The organism is Brachybacterium sp. J144 (assembly GCF_036321705.1).
Taxonomy (GTDB): domain Bacteria; phylum Actinomycetota; class Actinomycetes; order Actinomycetales; family Dermabacteraceae; genus Brachybacterium.
This window is the reverse complement of record NZ_JAZDCG010000028.1, coordinates 1-17,206: the sequence shown is the minus strand read 5'-3', so window position 1 is coordinate 17,206 and position 17,206 is coordinate 1. Positions and strand designations below refer to the sequence as shown.

Annotated in this window: 13 protein-coding genes; 9 read left to right on the top strand and 4 right to left on the bottom strand. The window is 71.5% G+C overall.

Annotated features, from left to right (window positions below):
* Positions 1–4: 4 nt before the first annotated feature.
* On the bottom strand, positions 5–727 hold the full coding sequence (locus tag V1260_RS10535) for an MBL fold metallo-hydrolase (RefSeq protein WP_329746772.1): 723 nt from the start codon (positions 725–727) through the stop codon (positions 5–7).
* Between the two features lie 75 nt (positions 728–802).
* On the opposite strand from V1260_RS10535, the gene uvrA reads away from it, so the two are divergent.
* From uvrA to secG, 9 genes are all read left to right on the top strand, one after another.
* Complete coding sequence (uvrA, locus tag V1260_RS10530; RefSeq protein WP_329746771.1) at positions 803–3,670, top strand: excinuclease ABC subunit UvrA; 2,868 nt, start codon at positions 803–805, stop codon at positions 3,668–3,670.
* 3 nt (positions 3,671–3,673) lie between these two features.
* Positions 3,674–5,686, top strand: coding sequence for an excinuclease ABC subunit UvrC (uvrC, locus tag V1260_RS10525; protein ID WP_329746770.1), 2,013 nt, complete (start codon positions 3,674–3,676; stop codon positions 5,684–5,686).
* A 169-nt stretch (positions 5,687–5,855) separates the two neighbouring features.
* Positions 5,856–6,701 (top strand): RNase adapter RapZ, encoded by an 846-nt coding sequence (rapZ, locus tag V1260_RS10520; RefSeq protein ID WP_329746906.1) that lies wholly within the window; start codon positions 5,856–5,858, stop codon positions 6,699–6,701.
* The gene (locus tag V1260_RS10515) at positions 6,698–7,777 is read left to right on the top strand and encodes a gluconeogenesis factor YvcK family protein (protein WP_329746769.1); all 1,080 of its coding nucleotides are present in this window, start codon (positions 6,698–6,700) and stop codon (positions 7,775–7,777) included. Before rapZ ends, V1260_RS10515 begins: the two co-directional genes overlap by 4 nt.
* Positions 7,761–8,759 (top strand): DNA-binding protein WhiA, encoded by a 999-nt coding sequence (whiA, locus tag V1260_RS10510; protein WP_329746768.1) that lies wholly within the window; start codon positions 7,761–7,763, stop codon positions 8,757–8,759. Before V1260_RS10515 ends, whiA begins: the two co-directional genes overlap by 17 nt.
* Before the next feature lie 105 nt (positions 8,760–8,864).
* The gene (gene gap / locus V1260_RS10505; RefSeq protein ID WP_329746767.1) at positions 8,865–9,869 is read left to right on the top strand and encodes a type I glyceraldehyde-3-phosphate dehydrogenase; all 1,005 of its coding nucleotides are present in this window, start codon (positions 8,865–8,867) and stop codon (positions 9,867–9,869) included.
* Positions 9,870–10,026: 157 nt separating this feature from the next.
* Positions 10,027–11,229: a phosphoglycerate kinase gene (locus tag V1260_RS10500; RefSeq protein WP_329746766.1), complete on the top strand. Its 1,203-nt coding sequence runs from the start codon at positions 10,027–10,029 to the stop codon at positions 11,227–11,229.
* Positions 11,226–11,999 (top strand): triose-phosphate isomerase, encoded by a 774-nt coding sequence (gene tpiA / locus V1260_RS10495; RefSeq protein WP_329746765.1) that lies wholly within the window; start codon positions 11,226–11,228, stop codon positions 11,997–11,999. Before V1260_RS10500 ends, tpiA begins: the two co-directional genes overlap by 4 nt.
* Positions 12,000–12,161: 162 nt before the next feature.
* Positions 12,162–12,404, top strand: coding sequence for a preprotein translocase subunit SecG (gene secG, locus V1260_RS10490; RefSeq protein ID WP_329746905.1), 243 nt, complete (start codon positions 12,162–12,164; stop codon positions 12,402–12,404).
* 189 nt (positions 12,405–12,593) lie between these two features.
* Here secG and pgl read toward each other — a convergent pair whose 3' ends face one another.
* The 3 genes from pgl to tal form a co-directional block, all read right to left on the bottom strand.
* Positions 12,594–14,312 (bottom strand): 6-phosphogluconolactonase, encoded by a 1,719-nt coding sequence (gene pgl, locus V1260_RS10485; RefSeq protein WP_329746764.1) that lies wholly within the window; start codon positions 14,310–14,312, stop codon positions 12,594–12,596.
* Positions 14,309–15,871: a glucose-6-phosphate dehydrogenase gene (zwf, locus tag V1260_RS10480; protein WP_329746763.1), complete on the bottom strand. Its 1,563-nt coding sequence runs from the start codon at positions 15,869–15,871 to the stop codon at positions 14,309–14,311. Before zwf ends, pgl begins: the two co-directional genes overlap by 4 nt.
* Positions 15,872–15,954: 83 nt before the next feature.
* Positions 15,955–17,067, bottom strand: a complete 1,113-nt coding sequence (gene tal / locus V1260_RS10475; protein WP_329746762.1) for a transaldolase — start codon at positions 17,065–17,067, stop codon at positions 15,955–15,957.
* Positions 17,068–17,206 lie beyond the last annotated feature (139 nt).

Genomic DNA, 17,206 nt, shown 5'->3' with positions numbered 1-17,206 from the left:
GGGTTCACCAGCCCCGCGCGCGCCAGGCCGGCAGCTCGGGCCGCTCGGCGCCGAGCGTCGTCGGCGCGCCGTGACCGGGGTGCACGGCGGTCGCGTCGGGCAGCACAGCGAAGACCCGGTCCTCGACGTCGCCGAGAAGCTGGGCGAAACGCTCCGGGTCCTGCTGCGTGTTGCCGACCCCGCCGGGGAACAGCGAGTCCCCGGTGAACAGGTGGTCGCCCGCCTCCCCGCCGCGCCACAGCAGCGCGATCGAGCCGGGAGTGTGTCCCCGCAGCGCGATCACCTCGAGCTCCGCCGCGCCGACGCGGATCCGGTCGCCGTGGGCCAGGGGCTCGTCGATCGCGATCCCGGTCTGCTCGCGGATCGACTCCGCGTCCTCCGCGCCGGCGGCGGTGCGCGCTCCGGTCGCCGCGACGACGGCCGCGAGAGCGCCGATGTGGTCGTGGTGGCGGTGGGTGGTGACGATGCGCTCGAGGCGAGCCGGCCCCGCCGGGGCGGAGCCCGCCTCGCCCCCGTTGGGTGAGGCGCCGGTCGGCCCCGCGGGTCCGTCGGCCGCCCCCTCGGCGACGAGGGCCAGGAGCCGCTCGGGCTCGGCGGCCGCGTCGATCAGCAGCTGCGCGCCGGTCGCCCGGCAGGTGAGCAGGTAGGCGTTGTTGTCCATGGGGCCGACGGACAGCGAGCGCAGCGCGAGGGCGGGGGAGGGCGAGGCGGGGGTCTCGGGGTTCATGGGCACCAGGGTATGTCGCACAGCTCTCCTCCGAACAGCTGTTCGAGCGTCGGGCCGCGCCACTACGATGGCCCGGTGACTGAATCGCTGGTCGTCCGTGGTGCGCGCGAGCACAACCTCAAGAACATCGACATCGACATCCCCCGCGACAGGCTGGTGGTGTTCTCCGGCCTGTCCGGCTCGGGCAAGAGCTCCCTCGCCTTCGACACGATCTTCGCCGAGGGGCAGCGGCGCTACGTCGAGTCGCTCTCCGCCTACGCCCGGCAGTTCCTGGGCCAGATGGACAAGCCCTCCGTCGACCTCATCGAGGGGCTCTCCCCGGCGGTCTCGATCGACCAGAAGTCCACCAACCGCAACCCGCGCTCGACCGTCGGCACGATCACCGAGATCTACGACTACCTGCGCCTGCTCTTCTCCCGCACCGGCGTGCAGCACTGCCCGGTGTGCGGCGAGGTCGTCACCTCCTCCTCGGCCGAGCAGATCGTGGACACACTCCTCGACCTCGACGAGGGCACCCGCTTCCAGCTCCTCGCCCCCGTGGTCCAGGGCCGCAAGGGCGAGCACCAGGACCTGCTGTCCTCCCTGCGCTCCCAGGGGTACGCCCGCGCCCGCATCGACGGAGCGACCCGCCGCCTCGACGAGGAGATCTCCCTCGACAAGCGCTACAAGCACACCATCGAGGTGGTCGTCGACCGTCTCGCCGCGAAGCCCGACGCCCGCCGCCGGCTCACCGACTCCGTCGAGACCTCGCTGCGTCTGGCCGAGGGCGTCGTGTTGGTCGAGTTCGTTGACCGCCCCGAGGACGACGAGGACCGCATCCGCCGCTTCTCCGAGAAGCGCGCCTGCCCCAACCAGCACCCGCTCTCGATCGACGACATCGAGCCGCGCACCTTCTCCTTCAACGCCCCCTACGGCGCCTGCCCCGAGTGCACCGGCCTCGGCCAGCGTCTCGAGGTCGATCCCGACCTGGTGATCCCCGACGAGGACCTCACTCTCGCCGAGGGCGCCATCGCCCCCTGGGCCATGGGCTCGACCGACCACCACCAGGAGGTCATGGCGGCTCTCGCCGAGGAGCTCTCCTTCTCGATGGACGTGCCCTGGCGCGCGCTCCCCGAGCGGGCCCGCGAAGCACTGCTGAACGGCAAGGACCACCAGGTCCACGTCCGTTACCGCAACCGCTTCGGCCGCGAGCGCACGTACTCGACCGGCTTCGAGGGCGTCATGACCTTCCTCGAGCGCCGCCACTCGGACACCGAGTCCGACTGGGCCAAGGAGCGCTACGAGCAGTTCATGCGCGAGGTGCCCTGCCCCGCCTGCCGCGGCGCCCGCCTGCGGCCGGAGGTGCTCGCCGTGCGCGTCGGCGGCAGGTCGATCGCCGAGGTCGCCGACATGTCGATCCGCGACGCGCTCGCGTTCCACGAGGGCCTCGAGCTCGGCGTGCGAGAGGCCGCGATCGCCGACGAGGTGCTGCGCGAGATCCGCTCCCGCCTCGGCTTCCTGCTCGACGTGGGCCTCGACTACCTGACCCTCGCCCGCGCCGCCGCGACCCTCTCCGGCGGCGAGGCGCAGCGCATCCGCCTCGCCACCCAGATCGGCTCGGGGCTCGTCGGCGTGCTCTACGTCCTCGACGAGCCGTCGATCGGCCTGCACCAGCGCGACAACGAGCGGCTCATCGCGACGCTCGAGCGGCTGCGCGATCTCGGCAACACCCTGATCGTCGTCGAGCACGACGAGGACACGCTCAACGCCGCCGACTGGGTCGTCGACATCGGCCCGCTCGCCGGCGAGCACGGCGGGAAGGTCGTCCACTCCGGCACGGTCGAGGAGCTCAAGACGAACGCCGAGAGCCTCACCGGCCGCTATCTCTCCGGCGCCCTCGAGATCCCGCTGCCCGACGCCCGCCGGCCCCTTGACCCGGGCCGGACCGTGACCGTCGTCGGCCCGCGCGCCAACAACCTGAAGGGCCAGGACGTCACCTTCCCGCTCGGCGTCCTCACGGCCGTCACCGGCGTCTCCGGCTCGGGCAAGTCCTCCCTGGTCAACGACATCCTCTACGCGGTGCTCGCGAAGGAGCTGAACCGGGCACGGATCGTCCCCGGCCGGCACAAGCGGGTCACGGGCCTCGAGCACCTCGACAAGGTCGTGCACGTGGACCAGTCGCCCATCGGCCGCACTCCACGCTCGAACCCCGCGACCTACACCGGCGTGTGGGACCGGGTGCGGACTCTCTTCGCGCAGACCCACGAGGCGAAGATGCGCGGCTACACCGCCGGCCGCTTCTCCTTCAACGTCAAGGGCGGCCGCTGCGAGGCCTGCTCGGGCGACGGCACGCTGAAGATCGAGATGAACTTCCTGCCGGACGTCTACGTACAGTGCGAGGTCTGCCACGGCAGGCGGTACAACCGCGAGACCCTCGAGGTGCACTTCAAGGACAAGAACGTCGCCGAGGTCCTCGACATGTCGATCGCGGAGGCGCTCGAGTTCTTCGACGCGGTCCCCGCGATCCGCCGGCAGATGCAGACGCTCGTCGACGTGGGCCTCGGCTACGTGAAGCTCGGCCAGTCCGCGACGACGCTCTCCGGCGGCGAGGCGCAGCGCGTCAAGCTCGCCTCCGAGCTGCACAAGCGCTCCAACGGGCGCACCGTCTACGTCCTCGACGAGCCGACCACCGGTCTCCACTTCGAGGACGTGCGCAAGCTGCTCGAGGTGCTCGGCGGACTCGTGGACAAGGGCAACACCGTCATCGTCATCGAGCACAACCTCGACGTCATCAAGACGGCCGACCACGTGATCGACCTCGGCCCCGAGGGTGGATCCGGCGGCGGCACGGTCGTCGCGACCGGCACTCCCGAGCAGATCGCGGCGCATCCCGACTCCCACACCGGCCGCTTCCTCGCCCCGCTGCTGCAGTCAGGACGCTCCGGCCGCGCCGTGCGAGGCTGAGGCATGGCAGATCCCTCGACCTACCGTCCCGCGACGCGGGACATCCCCACCCGTCCCGGGGTGTACCGCTTCCGGGACGAGCACGGCCGCGTGATCTACGTCGGCAAGGCGAAGAACCTCCGCCAGCGCCTCGTGAATTATTTCCAGGACCTCGCGGTGCTGCATGAGCGCACCCGTCGCATGGTCACCACGGCCGCGAGCGTCGAGTGGACCGTCGTCGGCACCGAGGTCGAGGCGCTCACGCTCGAGTACACCTGGATCAAGGAGTTCGACCCGCGGTTCAACGTCAAGTTCCGTGACGACAAGTCCTACCCCTATCTCGTGCTGACGATGGGGGAGGCGGTGCCGCGGGTCCACATCACCCGTCGGCCCCGCCCCAAGGGCGACCGCGTGTTCGGGCCGTATCCGCAGGTGGGCGCGATCCGGGAGACCCTCGACCTGATGCTGCGGGTCTTCCCGGTGCGCTCCTGCAGCGCGGGCGTCTACCGCCGTGCCGAGCGCTCCGGGAGGCCGTGCCTGCTGGGCTTCATCGGGAAGTGCTCCGCGCCCTGCACCGGAGAGATCTCCGAGGCGGAGCACCGGCAGCTCGCCGAGCAGTTCGCGGACTTCATGGCCGGGAACACGGCGACCTACACGCGCCGCCTCGAGCGGCAGATGCGTGACGCCGCCGCGGCGATGGACTACGAGCGCGCCGCCGCCCTGCGCGACGATCTCGCGGCCCTCGACGCGGTCATGTCCAAGAACTCGGTGGTCCTCTCCGACGCGACCGACGCGGACCTCATCGGCCTCGTCCAGGATGAGCTCGAGGCGTCCGTGCAGGTCTTCCACGTGCGCGGCGGCCGGATCCGAGGCCAGCGCGGCTGGACCGCGGAGATCCTCGACGAGTCCACCGCCCCGGATCTCGTCGAGCGCGCCCTGACCACCCTGTACGCCGAGGGCACCGCCCCGCGCGAGGTGCTCGTCCCCGTCCTGCCCCCCGACCTCGAGCAGGTCCGCGAGCTGCTGGGCCGCACCGTCGACCTGCGCGTCCCCCAGCGCGGCGAGAAGAAGGACCTCCTCGCCACCGTCACGGAGAACGCCGAGGAGGCGCTGCGGCTGCATCGGCTGAAGCGCACCGGCGACCTCACCGCCCGCACGAAGGCCCTCGAGGACCTGGGGGAGGCGCTCGGCCTCGACGACGCCCCGCTGCGCATCGAGTGCTACGACATCTCCCACTCGCAGGGCACCAACGTCGTCGGCTCCCAGGTGGTCTTCGAGGACGGTCTGCCGAAGAAGAGCGAGTACCGCCGCTACTCCGTGACCGGCACCGCCGCCCGCGACGACACCGCCTCGATGTACGACGTCATCACGCGGCGTCTCAAGCACCACCTCGATCCGCCGGACCCGGCCGACGACGACGCGACCCCGGGACGGCACCGCCGCTTCGCCTACCCGCCCTCGCTGATCCTCGTCGACGGCGGACCGCCCCAGGTCGCCGCCGCCCAGCGCGCCATGGACGACCTCGGCATCACCGACATCGCCCTCGCCGGCATCGCCAAACGGCTCGAGGAGATCTGGCTGCCGGGCGAGGAGTACCCGGTGATCCTGCCCCGCACCAGCGAGGCGCTGTTCCTCGTGCAGCGTCTCCGCGACGAGGCCCACCGCTTCGCGATCACCTTCCACCGGTCCAAGCGCGGGCGGGCGATGCAGGCGAGCGCCCTTGACGGCATCCCGGGGCTCGGCCCCGCGCGGCGGCGCGCGCTGCTGGACCGCTTCGTCACCGTCTCCGCGATCCGGGCGGCGAGTGAGGAGGACCTCGTCGAGGTCGACGGGATCGGTCCCGCACTCGCCGCGTCGATCCTGGCCGCGCTAACATCCGAGGGGGCAGCGGTCGCCTCCGACGAGGGGGCGGCCCCGGAGGACCAGGGGCTCGACGTGGTCATCGACATGGCCACCGGCGAGATCCTCGACCGGGAGCCGACGGCCCGCGCCGCCGCCCCGGACCCCGACTCGGAAGGAGCCCCCGGTGACCGCTGAGGAGTCCCGCGACGGCACGGATCCCGTTCCGCCGATCGACCCCGCCCCGCCCGCGCAGAACCGCTCGGAAGAACCCCCGGAGCGCGCTCCGCGGGCCGATCCCCCGGAGCCGTCCGCGCCCGACCATGCACGGGACCGCGACGAGGAAGGTGATCCGCGCGGCGACGTCGTGATCATCACCGGTCTCGCCGGCGCCGGCCGGGAGACCGCCGCCCACGCCCTCGAGGACATGGGCTGGTACGTCGTCTACAACATCGTCCCGCAGCTGATCCCGGCGATGCTCGAGCTGCAGGCCTCCGCGAAGGGTCGCGACTACCGCGTCGCCGTGGTGGTCGACCCCCGCTCGGGCCCGTTCTTCTCCGAGCTCGGGGACGTGGTCGCGGAGCTGCGCCGCACCCAGCACCGGGTGCGCCTGGTGTTCCTCACGGCCGACGAGAGCACTCTCGTGCGCCGCTTCGACTCGGTGCGCCGCCCCCACCCCCTCGCCGGGGAGGAGGGCGTGCTCGAGGGCATGCGCCGCGAGCGCGAGATGCTCGCCGCCTATCGTCGGATGGCCGACCTGGTCATCGACACCTCCCCGCTCAACGTCCACCAGCTGACGATGAAGATGCGCACCGTCTTCGGGACGGTGCAGGAGCAGCGGCTGACTGTCACGATGCTCTCCTTCGGCTTCAAGTACGGCATCCCGCTCGAGGCCGATCACGTCAGCGACGTGCGCTTCATCCCCAATCCCTACTGGGTGCCGGAGCTGAAGCCGAAGCGCGGCACCGACCCCGAGGTCGCCGACTTCGTGCTCTCCGACGCCAATGCCGCGGAGTTCGTGGACCGCTACCTCGAGATGATCACCCCGGTGCTGCGCGGGTACAGCGCCGAGAACAAGCACTTCACCACTCTCGCGATCGGCTGCACCGGCGGGAAGCATCGCTCCGTGGCGGTGAGCGAGCGGATCGGCGACGAGCTGCGCCGCGCCGGCCACGCCGTGCGGATCCGGCACCGGGATCTGGGGCGCGAATGAGCATCGCCCCCCGCTCCCGACGCGGCAGCTCGCCGCTCGTCCCCGGCCGCTCGCTGCGCGCCCGCCGCGGTGGCCGCGGCGCCCCGGACCGCCCGCTGCGGGTCGTCGCCCTCGGCGGCGGCCACGGTCTCGCCGCGAACCTGCGCGCCCTGCGTCTGCTGGCCGACGACATCACCGCGGTGGTCACCGTCGCCGATAACGGCGGCTCCTCCGGCCGCATCCGCACCGAGATGCCGGTGCTGCCCCCGGGCGACCTGCGGATGGCCCTCGCCGCCCTGTGCGAGGACTCCGATTGGGGATCGATCTGGGGCGATGTCATCCAGCACCGCTTCCAGACCGACGGCGAGCTGGACGGGCACGCCCTCGGGAACCTCCTGATCGTCGCGCTCTGGCAGATCCTCGACGACCCCGTCGAGGGGCTCGAGCAGATGGCGGCGCTCCTCGGGGCCCGCGGCCGCGTGCTGCCCATGGCGCTGGACCCGCTCGACATCGAGGCGGACGTACGCAGCGCCGACGGCACCCTGCGCACCGTGTCCGGCCAGTGGCAGGTCGCCACGGCGGAGGGCCGCGTCCAGGAGGTGCGGCTGGACCCGCCGCGCCCCCGGGTGCCCGAGGAGGTGATCGAGGCGATCCAGCGCGCCGACTGGGTCATCGTCGGGCCGGGGTCCTGGTACACCTCCGTGATGCCGCACCTGATCATCCCGGAGATCGCGGAGGCGATCCGCACCACGTCGGCGCGGCGCTGCATCACCACAAACCTCTCCAGCGGCTCGCAGGAGTCGGAGGGCATGACCAGCCTCGACATGCTCGATGTGCTGCTCGAGATCGCTCCGGGCATCCGCTTCGACGCCCTGCTCGCCGATCCCTCCGCCCTCGAGGACGCGCTCGGCCTCGCCGAGGCCGCCGGCCAGCGGGGCATCCGTGCCCTGCTGCGCCAGGTGAGCGTCGGCGACGGCACACCCCATCACGACCCGGTGCGCCTCGCCGCCGCGTACCGAGACCTGTTCGACGACGCCTACGGCGACGTCGAGTCCGCAGACGCCCCCCAGGAGGACACCCATGGCGCTGACCGGTGAGGCCAAGGAGGAGCTCAGCCATCTCGAGGTGACCCGGCCCTCAGCGCGCAAGGCCGAGGCGGCGGCGATGCTCCGCTTCGCGGGCGGACTCCATCTCGTCGCCGGCCGGGTCGTGGTCGAGGCGGAGCTGGACTCCGCGGCGGTCGCGCGCCGTCTGCACGGGATCATTGCCGAGATGTACGGGCACCGGGCCGAGCTGGCGGTCCTCGCACCCTCGGGCATCCGGCGCACCACCCGCTACCTGGTCCGGGTGGACCGCGAGGGCGGCATGCTGGCCCGGCAGGCGGGGCTGCTCGACGCCCGGGGGCGCCCGGTGCGGGGGATGCCGCCCTTCGTCGTCGGCGGGGCGATCGCCGACGCGGAGGCCGCATGGCGCGGGGCCTTCCTCGCCCGGGGGACCCTCACCGAGCCGGGGCGCGCCTCGGCGCTCGAGCTCTCCTGCCCCGGACCGGAGGTGGCGCTGGCGATGGTCGGCGCGGCGCGCCGCCTGGGTGTCGCCTCGAAGGCGCGCGAGGCTCGCGGAGCGGACCGCGTGGTGCTGCGCGACGGCGACGCGATCTCCGCCCTGCTCACCCGGATGGGTGCCCACGACACCGTCCTCACCTGGGAGGACCGTCGGACCAAGCGGGAGGTCAAGGCCACCGCGCACCGGCTGGCGAACTTCGACGACGCGAACCTCCGCCGCTCTGCACGGGCCGCGGTGGCCGCCGGGCAGCGGGTCCAGCGGGCGCTGGAGATCCTCGGCGACGAGGTTCCCGAGCATCTCGGGCACGCCGGGCGTCTCCGGCTCGAGCACCGTCAGGCGAGCCTCGAGGAGCTCGGACGGCTCGCCGACCCGCCGCTCACGAAGGACGCCGTGGCCGGTCGTATCCGGCGCCTGCTCGCCATGGCGGACAAGCAGGCGGAGGAGCTCGGCATCCCCGGGACCGAAGACGGAGTGGACGAGGACCAGTTACCCCCGTCACCCGACGCCGGGCATTGATAGGATCACAGCGGTCGTCGGTCACATCCGGCGCCGTCCGAGCGTACGAGGGCGTGCGCGCCAGTGTTCATATTTCACAGAGGACCTGTGAATCTAGGAGGAACCGTGACCATTAAGGTCGGAATCAACGGGTTCGGTCGCATCGGCCGCAACTTCCTGCGCGCCGCGCTCGAGCAGAAGGCAGACATCCAGATCGTCGGTGTGAACGACCTCACCGACAACGCCACGCTCGCGAACCTGATCAAGTACGACTCGATCGGCGGCGTGCTGCCCTACGACGTCTCCCACGACGAGACCTCGATCACCGTCGGCGACAACACCTTCAAGGCGTACGCCGAGCGCGACCCCAAGAACATCCCGTGGGGCGAGATCGGTGCGGACGTCGTCATCGAGTCCACCGGCATCTTCACCGACGCCGAGAAGGCCAAGGCCCACATCGAGGCCGGCGCCAAGAAGGTCATCATCTCCGCTCCGGCGAAGAACGAGGACGCCACCTTCGTGATCGGTGTGAACGAGGGCGACTACGACCCCGCCAACCACCACATCGTCTCCAACGCGTCCTGCACCACCAACAGCCTCGCGCCGGTGGCCAAGGTCCTCAACGACGAGTTCGGCATCGTCAAGGGCCTCATGACCACCATCCACGCCTACACCTCGGACCAGGTGCTCCAGGACGGCCCCCACAAGGACCCGCGTCGTGCACGCGCCGCCGCCCTGAACATCGTTCCCACCACGACCGGTGCGGCCAAGGCCGTGGCGCTCGTGCTCCCCGAGCTCAAGGGCAAGCTCGACGGCTACTCGCTGCGCGTGCCGGTCCCCACCGGCTCGATCACCGACCTCACCTTCGAGGCGTCCCGCGAGGTCACCATCGAGGAGATCAACGCCGCGGTGAAGAAGGCGGCCGAGGGCCCGCTCAAGGGCATCCTCCGCTACACCGAGGACCCGATCGTCTCCAAGGACATCGAGGGCGACCCGCACTCCTCGATCTTCGACGCGCAGCTCACCAAGGTGAACGGCAACCTCGTGAAGATCTTCGCCTGGTACGACAACGAGTGGGGCTTCTCGAACCGCCTCGTCGAGCTCTCGCAGCTCGTCGGCAAGTCCCTCTGACCTCCTCGTCCTTCGACGAGCTGGACAGCTCAGGAGCCCGCCGGCGCCAACCCGTAGGGTCGGCGCCCGGCGGGCTCCTCTCGTCACGGCTCCTCGCCGGGCGCGAGCGAGCCCCCGGCCCCGGCGGGGCCCCTGCCCCTCAGCAAAGGAAGCACCAGTGCTCAAGACCTTCGAATCGCTCGGCGACGTGCGCGGCAAGCGCGTCATCGTCCGCGCCGACCTCAACGTGCCGCTCGACGGCACCACCATCACCGACGACGGCCGCATCCGTGCCGCGCTGCCCACCCTGACCCGGCTGGTCGAGGGCGGCGCCCGCGTCGTCGTGATCTCCCACCTGGGTCGCCCGAAGGGCGCCCCGGAGGACAAGTACTCGCTGCGCCCCGTCGTGGCCCGCCTCGGCGAGCTGCTCGGCCAGGAGGTCGCCTTCGCGACCGACACCGTGGGCGAGTCCGCCCGCTCGGTCGTCGACGCCCTCGAGGACGGCCGCGTCGCGATCCTCGAGAACCTGCGCTTCAACGCGGGCGAGACCGCGAAGGACGACGCCGAGCGCCTCGCCTTCGCCGAGCAGATCGCCGCCCTCGGCGACGCCTTCGTCTCCGACGGCTTCGGCGTCGTGCACCGCAAGCAGGCGTCCGTCTATGAGCTCGCCACCCTGCTCCCGGCCGCCGCCGGCGAGCTGGTTCTGCGCGAGGTCGAGGCGCTCCGCAAGGTCACCGACGAGCCCGAGCGCCCCTTCGTGGTCGTCCTCGGCGGCGCGAAGATCGCCGACAAGCTCGCCGTCATCGACAACCTCCTCGGCAAGGCCGACCGCATCCTCATCGGCGGCGGCATGGCCTACACCTTCCAGAAGGCCCAGGGCCTCGAGATCGGCAAGTCGCTGCTCGACGAGTCGAAGATCGATGTCGTCGCCGAGTACCTGCAGCGCGCCGCCGCGAACGGCGTCGAGCTCGTGCTGCCCGTGGACACCGTCGTCGCCGCGGAGTTCTCCGCCGACGCGGAGGCCACCGTCGTCCCGGCCGACGGGATCCCCGCCGACCAGGAGGGCATGGACATCGGCCCGAAGACCGCCGCGCTGTTCGGCGAGAAGATGGCGGACGCCAAGACCGTGTTCTGGAACGGCCCGATGGGTGTGTTCGAGTTCGAGACGTTCGCCGCCGGCACCCGCGCCGTCGCCGAGCACCTGGCCGACGCGCCGGGCTACACCGTGGTCGGCGGCGGGGATTCCGCCGCGGCCGTGCGCCTCCTCGGCGTCGACGAGGAGCGCTTCTCGCACATCTCCACCGGCGGCGGTGCGAGCCTCGAGCTCATCGAGGGCAAGGAGCTGCCGGGCATCGCGATCCTCGAGGAGGGCACCAAGTGACCACCCGTACCCCGCTCATGGCGGGCAACTGGAAGATGAACCTCGACTGGAAGCAGGGCCTCGCCCTCGTCGAGGAGCTCGGCGAGCAGCTGAAGGACGTCGACACCACCAAGGTCGACACCGTGGTGCTGCCCCCGTTCGTGGACCTCCGCACCGTGCAGGTCGCGGTCGACTCCGGCAAGCTCCCGATCGCCTACGGCGGCCAGGACCTCTCCGCGCACGAGTCCGGCGCCTACACCGGCGAGATCTCCGGCCAGATGCTGACGGCGCTGGGCTGCACCTATGTGGCGATCGGCCACTCGGAGCGCCGCCAGTACCACGGCGAGACCGAGGAGCTCACGAACGCCAAGGTGAAGGCCGCCTTCGCCGCGGGCCTCACCCCGATCCTGTGCGTCGGCGAGCCGCTCGAGGAGCGGCAGGCCGGCAAGCAGGTCGAGTACTCCCTCGCCCAGGTCGAGGGCGGCCTCGAGGGCCTCACCGCCGAGCAGGTCGCTGTGAGCGTCATCGCCTACGAGCCCGTGTGGGCCATCGGCACCGGCGAGGTCGCCACCCCGGACGATGCGCAGGAGGTCTGCGCCGCGATCCGCGAGTGGGTCCGCGCGAAGCACGGGGACACCGCGGCCGACGCCGTGCGCGTCCTCTACGGCGGCAGCGTCAAGTCCGCCAACGTCGCCGAGCTGATGGAGAAGCCCGACGTCGACGGTGCCCTCGTGGGCGGCGCCTCGCTGAAGGCGGAGGAGTTCGCGAAGATCGCCGGCTACCAGGGCTGAGACAGCCTCGGACGGGCCGGAGCCGCCAGAGCTGATCCTGGGGGCTCCGGCCCACCGGCGCAGCGAGAGCCTCCCCACGCGGGCCGGACCTCCCGAGGTCCGGCCCGTGCCGTATCCTGGATCGGTCCGTCCCCCACCCGGAAGGTGTCGTCCCCCGTGGATCTGTCCCTCCTGAAGCTCATCCTCCAGATCGTGATGGTCGTCAGCGGCCTTCTCGCGATCATGCTCGTGCTCCTGCACAAGGGACGCGGCGGTGGGCTCTCCGACATGTTCGGCGGCGGCGTCTCCGCCTCTGCGAGCGCCTCGGGCGTGGCGGAGCGGAACCTCAACCGGCTCACCGTGGGCATGGCCGTGATCTGGGGCCTGTGCTGCATCGGTCTCGGCATCATCGAGCGCCTGATCTGAGCCCGCGGCGCCTTCGCGTCGGCCCCTCCTTTCGAAGCCCCCGCTCCTGGCGGGGGCTTCGTCGTGTCCGGGGGCGGGCGGGCGGAGCGTTGCCGGGGCGGGGCCGCGGGCCGGAGGCGGGAACGGCGACGGGGCGGCTCCCCGGAGGGAACCGCCCCGTCGGGCGCCAGAACGTGGCGTGGGCCGCTCTCAGCCCTCGGCGAGCTGCGAGGCCGCAGCCTCGTCGAGATACCAGGTGGTCGACTCGAGACCGCGCACCGCGGAGGCCGGGACCGTCCAGGGGGAGATCTCGCCATGACCCGCGGCCACGGCAGCGGCCTTCTCCTCACCGGCGACCAGGAGAGCCACGTGACGCGCCGAGTTCAGCACCGGCCAGGTCAGGGAGATCCGGGAGGCCGGCGGCTTCGGGGAGTCGGTGACGGGGATCGCGCTGGCACCGGCCTGCTGCTGGTCCGGATGCTCCGGGAACAGCGAGGCGACGTGACCGTCGGGCCCGACGCCCAGCAGGAGCACGTCGAAGAACGCGCGTCCCCGGGTGCGGAACGGCTCGTCGCCGCCCGCCGCGTCGAGCTGCTGCCCGTACCAGGCGGCCGCCTCGTCGAGGGACATGCCGTCGGCGGGGGAGGGCATCACATGCACGTTGCGGGGGAGCAGCCCGGCCGCGAGGAGCGGCTCGATCAGGCCCGCCCGCACGGCGACCTCGTTGCGCTCGTCGGAGTCGGGGTCGACGTACCGCTCGTCGCCCCACCAGAGATGCAGGCGAGCGGCGTCCACCCCGGCGGCGGAGAATGCCGCGGGCAGGGCCGCCGCGGTCGCCGTGCCGACGGTCCCGCCGGTGACGACCAGGTGTGCGACGGTCCGCTCGGACTGCGCCTCCGCGAGCCGGGCGGCGACGTCGGTCGCGGCGGCCTCCGCCAGCGCAGCGGCGTCGGCGACGACCGTGTCGGTCGGCTCGGGCTTGCCCGAGGCATAGGTCGCGAAATCGTCGATGCCGGTGAAGGCGCTCGCGAGCACCTCCCCGTACACCTCGTCGGGATCCAGGCGGCGCAGCTCCTCGGCGAGGAGCTCGTCGAGGCTGCGGCGCGGCATGGTGACGTGCTGTCGGTTGTCGTCCCCGGGCAGGGTCATGACGATCGCCTCGTCGCTCACCCGCGTCAGCTCGATGGTGCCGTCGGCGCGGTGCAGGCGCACCCCGTGCACGCCGGGTATGTCCTTGCCCTCGCCGGTCGGCTCGACGATCTCCGCCTCGATCCCGAGGGCGTGCTCGAGCCAGGCCGACATCAGGACGACCGATGGGTTCTCGGCGGCGCCGGAGACCTCGATGCGCTGGGGCACGGAGACCGGCGGCACCTCGAAGACGCTCGCCAGCAGGCCCCGCCAGCGAGTCAGACGCGACCAGGCCAGGTCCGAGTCGCCGCTCGCATAGCCGCGGCGGAGACGCTTCAGGGTCGCGACGGGGGACTCGCAGGCGGCGGCGTCGGTGATGCGCCGCTGGGACATGGAGCCGAGCACGTCGTGCACGGGGGAGGAGGGGGCGTTCTCGGGCCACCAGGTGACGATCGGCGCATCCGGGAGCAGGAGCGCCATCACCAGGGTGTCCAAGGAGCTCATGATCTCGCCGCGGGCGCGGAGGATCACGATCTCCCCGGCGCCGGCGTCGCGGCCCACGCGGATCTCGGCGTCCAGCCCGGAGCTCTCTGCCTCGGGATCGGCGTCGACCACGATCACCCGCGCGGGGTGCTCGTGGCTCGCGCTGATCGCGGCGTGGAGCGGCTCCTCGAGGTCACCGGTGGCGATGATGATGAGCGTGAGGACCCGGCCGATGGTGTTCGCGCCGAAGGTCTCCCGCATCTCGATCATCTTCTTGTCGATGGCCGAGGCGGTGGTGTCTTGCAGGGTGGTGATCACGGTCGCCTCCAGGTACGTCCGTCGCGGGCGAGCATCTCGTGGGCGGTGTCCGGGCCCCAGGTGCCGGGTCGGTACGGGGCCGGCTTCAGGTTCTCGGCCCAGTACTCGGTGATGGGGTCGAGGATCTTCCAGGAGAGCTCGACCTCCTTCTGGCGCGGGAACAGCGGCGGGTCGCCGAGCAGCATGTCCAGGATGAGGCGCTCGTACGCCTCGGGGGACTCCTCGGTGAAGTTCATGCCGTAGGCGAAGTCCATGGTCACGTCGCGCACCTCCATCTGGGTGCCGGGGACCTTGGAGCCGAAGCGCATGGTCACGCCCTCGTCGGGCTGCACACGGATGACGATCGCGTTCTGGCCCAGGTCCGCGGTGTCGGTGGAGCGGAAGGGCAGGAACGGAGCCCGCTTGAGCACGACCGCGATCTCGGTGACGCGGCGACCCAGACGCTTGCCGGCCCGCAGGTAGAAGGGCACCCCGGCCCAGCGACGGGTGGCGATGTCCAGGCGCATCGCCGCGAAGGTCTCGGTGACCGAGTCCGCGGGGATGCCGTCCTCCTCGAGGTAGGGGCGCACCTGCTCGCCGCCCTGCCAGCCGCCGACGTACTGGCCGCGGGCGGTGTGGGCGCCGAGATCCTCGGGCAGCTCGACGGCTGCGAGCACCTTCTCCTTCTCGGCTCGGAGGTCCGAGGCGCGGAAGGAGACGGGCTCCTCCATGGCGGTCAGCGCGAGCAGCTGCAGGAGGTGGTTCTGGATGACGTCGCGCGCGGTGCCGATGCCGTCGTAGTAGCCGGCGCGGGAGCCGATGCCGATGTCCTCGGCCATCGTGATCTGCACGTGGTCGACGTAGTTCGCGTTCCACACGGGCTCGAACTGCTGGTTCGCGAAGCGCAGCGCGAGGATGTTCTGCACCGTCTCCTTGCCGAGGTAGTGGTCGATGCGGAAGACGTCCTCGGGGCGGAACGCCTTCTCGACCACGTCGTTCAGCTCGCGCGCCGAGGCGAGGTCGTGCCCGAAGGGCTTCTCGATGACGACGCGCCTCCACGAGCCGTCGCGCGGGGTGTTCAGGCCCGAGTTCGCGAGCTGCTCGCACACCTGCGGGAAGGCGTCCGGCGGGATCGACAGGTAGAAGGCGTGGTTGCCGCCGGTGCCGCGGGTGCGGTCCAGCTCGCCGACCACCTCGGTGAGCCGTTCGAAGGCGGCGGGGTCGTCGAAGGTGCCGGTGACGAAGCGGAGACCGCCGCGGAGCTGCTCGAAGACGCTCTCCGAGAAGCCGGTGCGGGAGTGCTCGGAGACGCTCTTGCGCACGTAGTCGGCGAAGTCGTCGTCGGACCAGTCGCGTCGGCCGTAGCCGACGAGGCCGAAGCTCGGCGGCAGCAGCCCGCGGTGGGTGAGGTCGTAGATCGCCGGCAGCAGCTTCTTGCGGGCGAGATCGCCGGTGACGCCGAACATCACCATGGAGGAGGGCCCGGCGATCAGAGGCAGCCGACGGTCGCGCGGATCCCGCAGCGGGTTGTCGACCTCCGGCCCCTCGGTCCCGGACGGGGGAGTGCTGGTATCGGTCACGATGGTCCTTTCTCGGACACGGACTGGCGAGAGCACGGCCCGCCCCGGAAGGGGCGGGACCGTGCTCGTGGAGCGGGAGAGGATCAGGCGCGCGCGGCGTCGACGGAGGTCGACACGGTCGCGATGAGCTCCTCCCAGGCCTTCTCGAACTTCTCGACACCCTCGCGCTCGAGCAGCGCAAAGACATCGGCCAGGTCGACCCCGGCCTCGGCGACGCGCTCGAGCACGGACTCGCCGGTGGCCGCGGTCTCGGCGGAGAGCGCGGCTGCCGGCTCGGAGTGGTCGGCGGCGGCCTCGAGGGTCTTCTCCGGCATGGTGTTCACGGTCGGATCGGCCACGAGACGGTCGACGTACAGCGTATCGGGGTAGTCGGGGTTCTTGACGCCGGTGGACGCCCACAGAGCGCGCTGCACATTGGCGCCCTGGGCCTTCAGGGCCTCGAAGCGCTGCGCGGAGAACGCGGCGAGGTACTCGCCGAAGGCGGCCTGGGCGTTCGCGACGCCGGAGCTGCCGCGGAGGGTCTCCGCCTCGCCGCCGAGGGCCTCGAGGCGCTTGTCGATCTCGGTGTCGACGCGGGAGACGAAGAACGAGGCGACCGAGTGGATGGTCGCGAGGTCCTTCCCGGCCGCGGCGGCCTGCTCGAGACCGGTCAGGTAGGCGTCGATGACCTCCTGGTAGCGCTCGACCGAGAAGATCAGGGTCACGTTCACGCTGATGCCCTCGGCGATGACCGCGGTGATCGCGGGCAGGCCGGCCTCAGTGGCGGGGATCTTGATCATCACGTTCTCGCGGCCGACGACCTCGAACAGGTGCTTGGCCTGCACGATGGTCTTCTCGGTCTCGTGGGCCAGGCGCGGGTCGACCTCGATGGAGACGCGGCCGTCGAAGCCCTTGGAGGAGGCGTAGACGTCGGCGAAGAGGTCCGCCGCGGTGCGCACGTCGTCGGTGGTGAGCTTCTCGATGACAGCGTCGACGTCCTTGCCCTCGGCGGCGAGGGTGCGGATGTCGGCGTCGTACTCGTCGGAGCCGGAGATCGCGGCCTGGAAGATCGAGGGGTTCGTGGTCACGCCCACGATGTTGCGGGTGGCGATCAGCTCGGCGAGGTTGCCGGACTCGAGCCGCTTGCGGGAGAGGTCGTCAAGCCAGATGGAGACGCCGGAGTCGGTGAGGGCCTGGGTGCGGGTGTTCTGGGACATCGTGTTCCTTCCGGGCGGGGAGCGCCCTGTCTCGGACAGATGGGAGGGGAGATGAGGTGGGGAGAGAAGTGGGGGGGGGGGGGGGGGGGGGGGACGCCCCCCCAGGGGGTAAGAAGCCGATTGTGCTCGCCCACTCCCT

Excerpts from the sequence above, each read along its gene's own strand:
- V1260_RS10535 (WP_329746772.1), bottom strand. The coding sequence starts at position 727 with ATGAACCCCGAGACCCCCGCCTCGCCCTCCCCCGCCCTCGCGCTGCGC.
- uvrC (WP_329746770.1), top strand. The coding sequence starts at position 3,674 with ATGGCAGATCCCTCGACCTACCGTCCCGCGACGCGGGACATCCCCACC.
- V1260_RS10515 (WP_329746769.1), top strand. The coding sequence starts at position 6,698 with ATGAGCATCGCCCCCCGCTCCCGACGCGGCAGCTCGCCGCTCGTCCCC.
- whiA (WP_329746768.1), top strand. The coding sequence starts at position 7,761 with ATGGCGCTGACCGGTGAGGCCAAGGAGGAGCTCAGCCATCTCGAGGTG.
- tal (WP_329746762.1), bottom strand. The coding sequence starts at position 17,067 with ATGTCCCAGAACACCCGCACCCAGGCCCTCACCGACTCCGGCGTCTCC.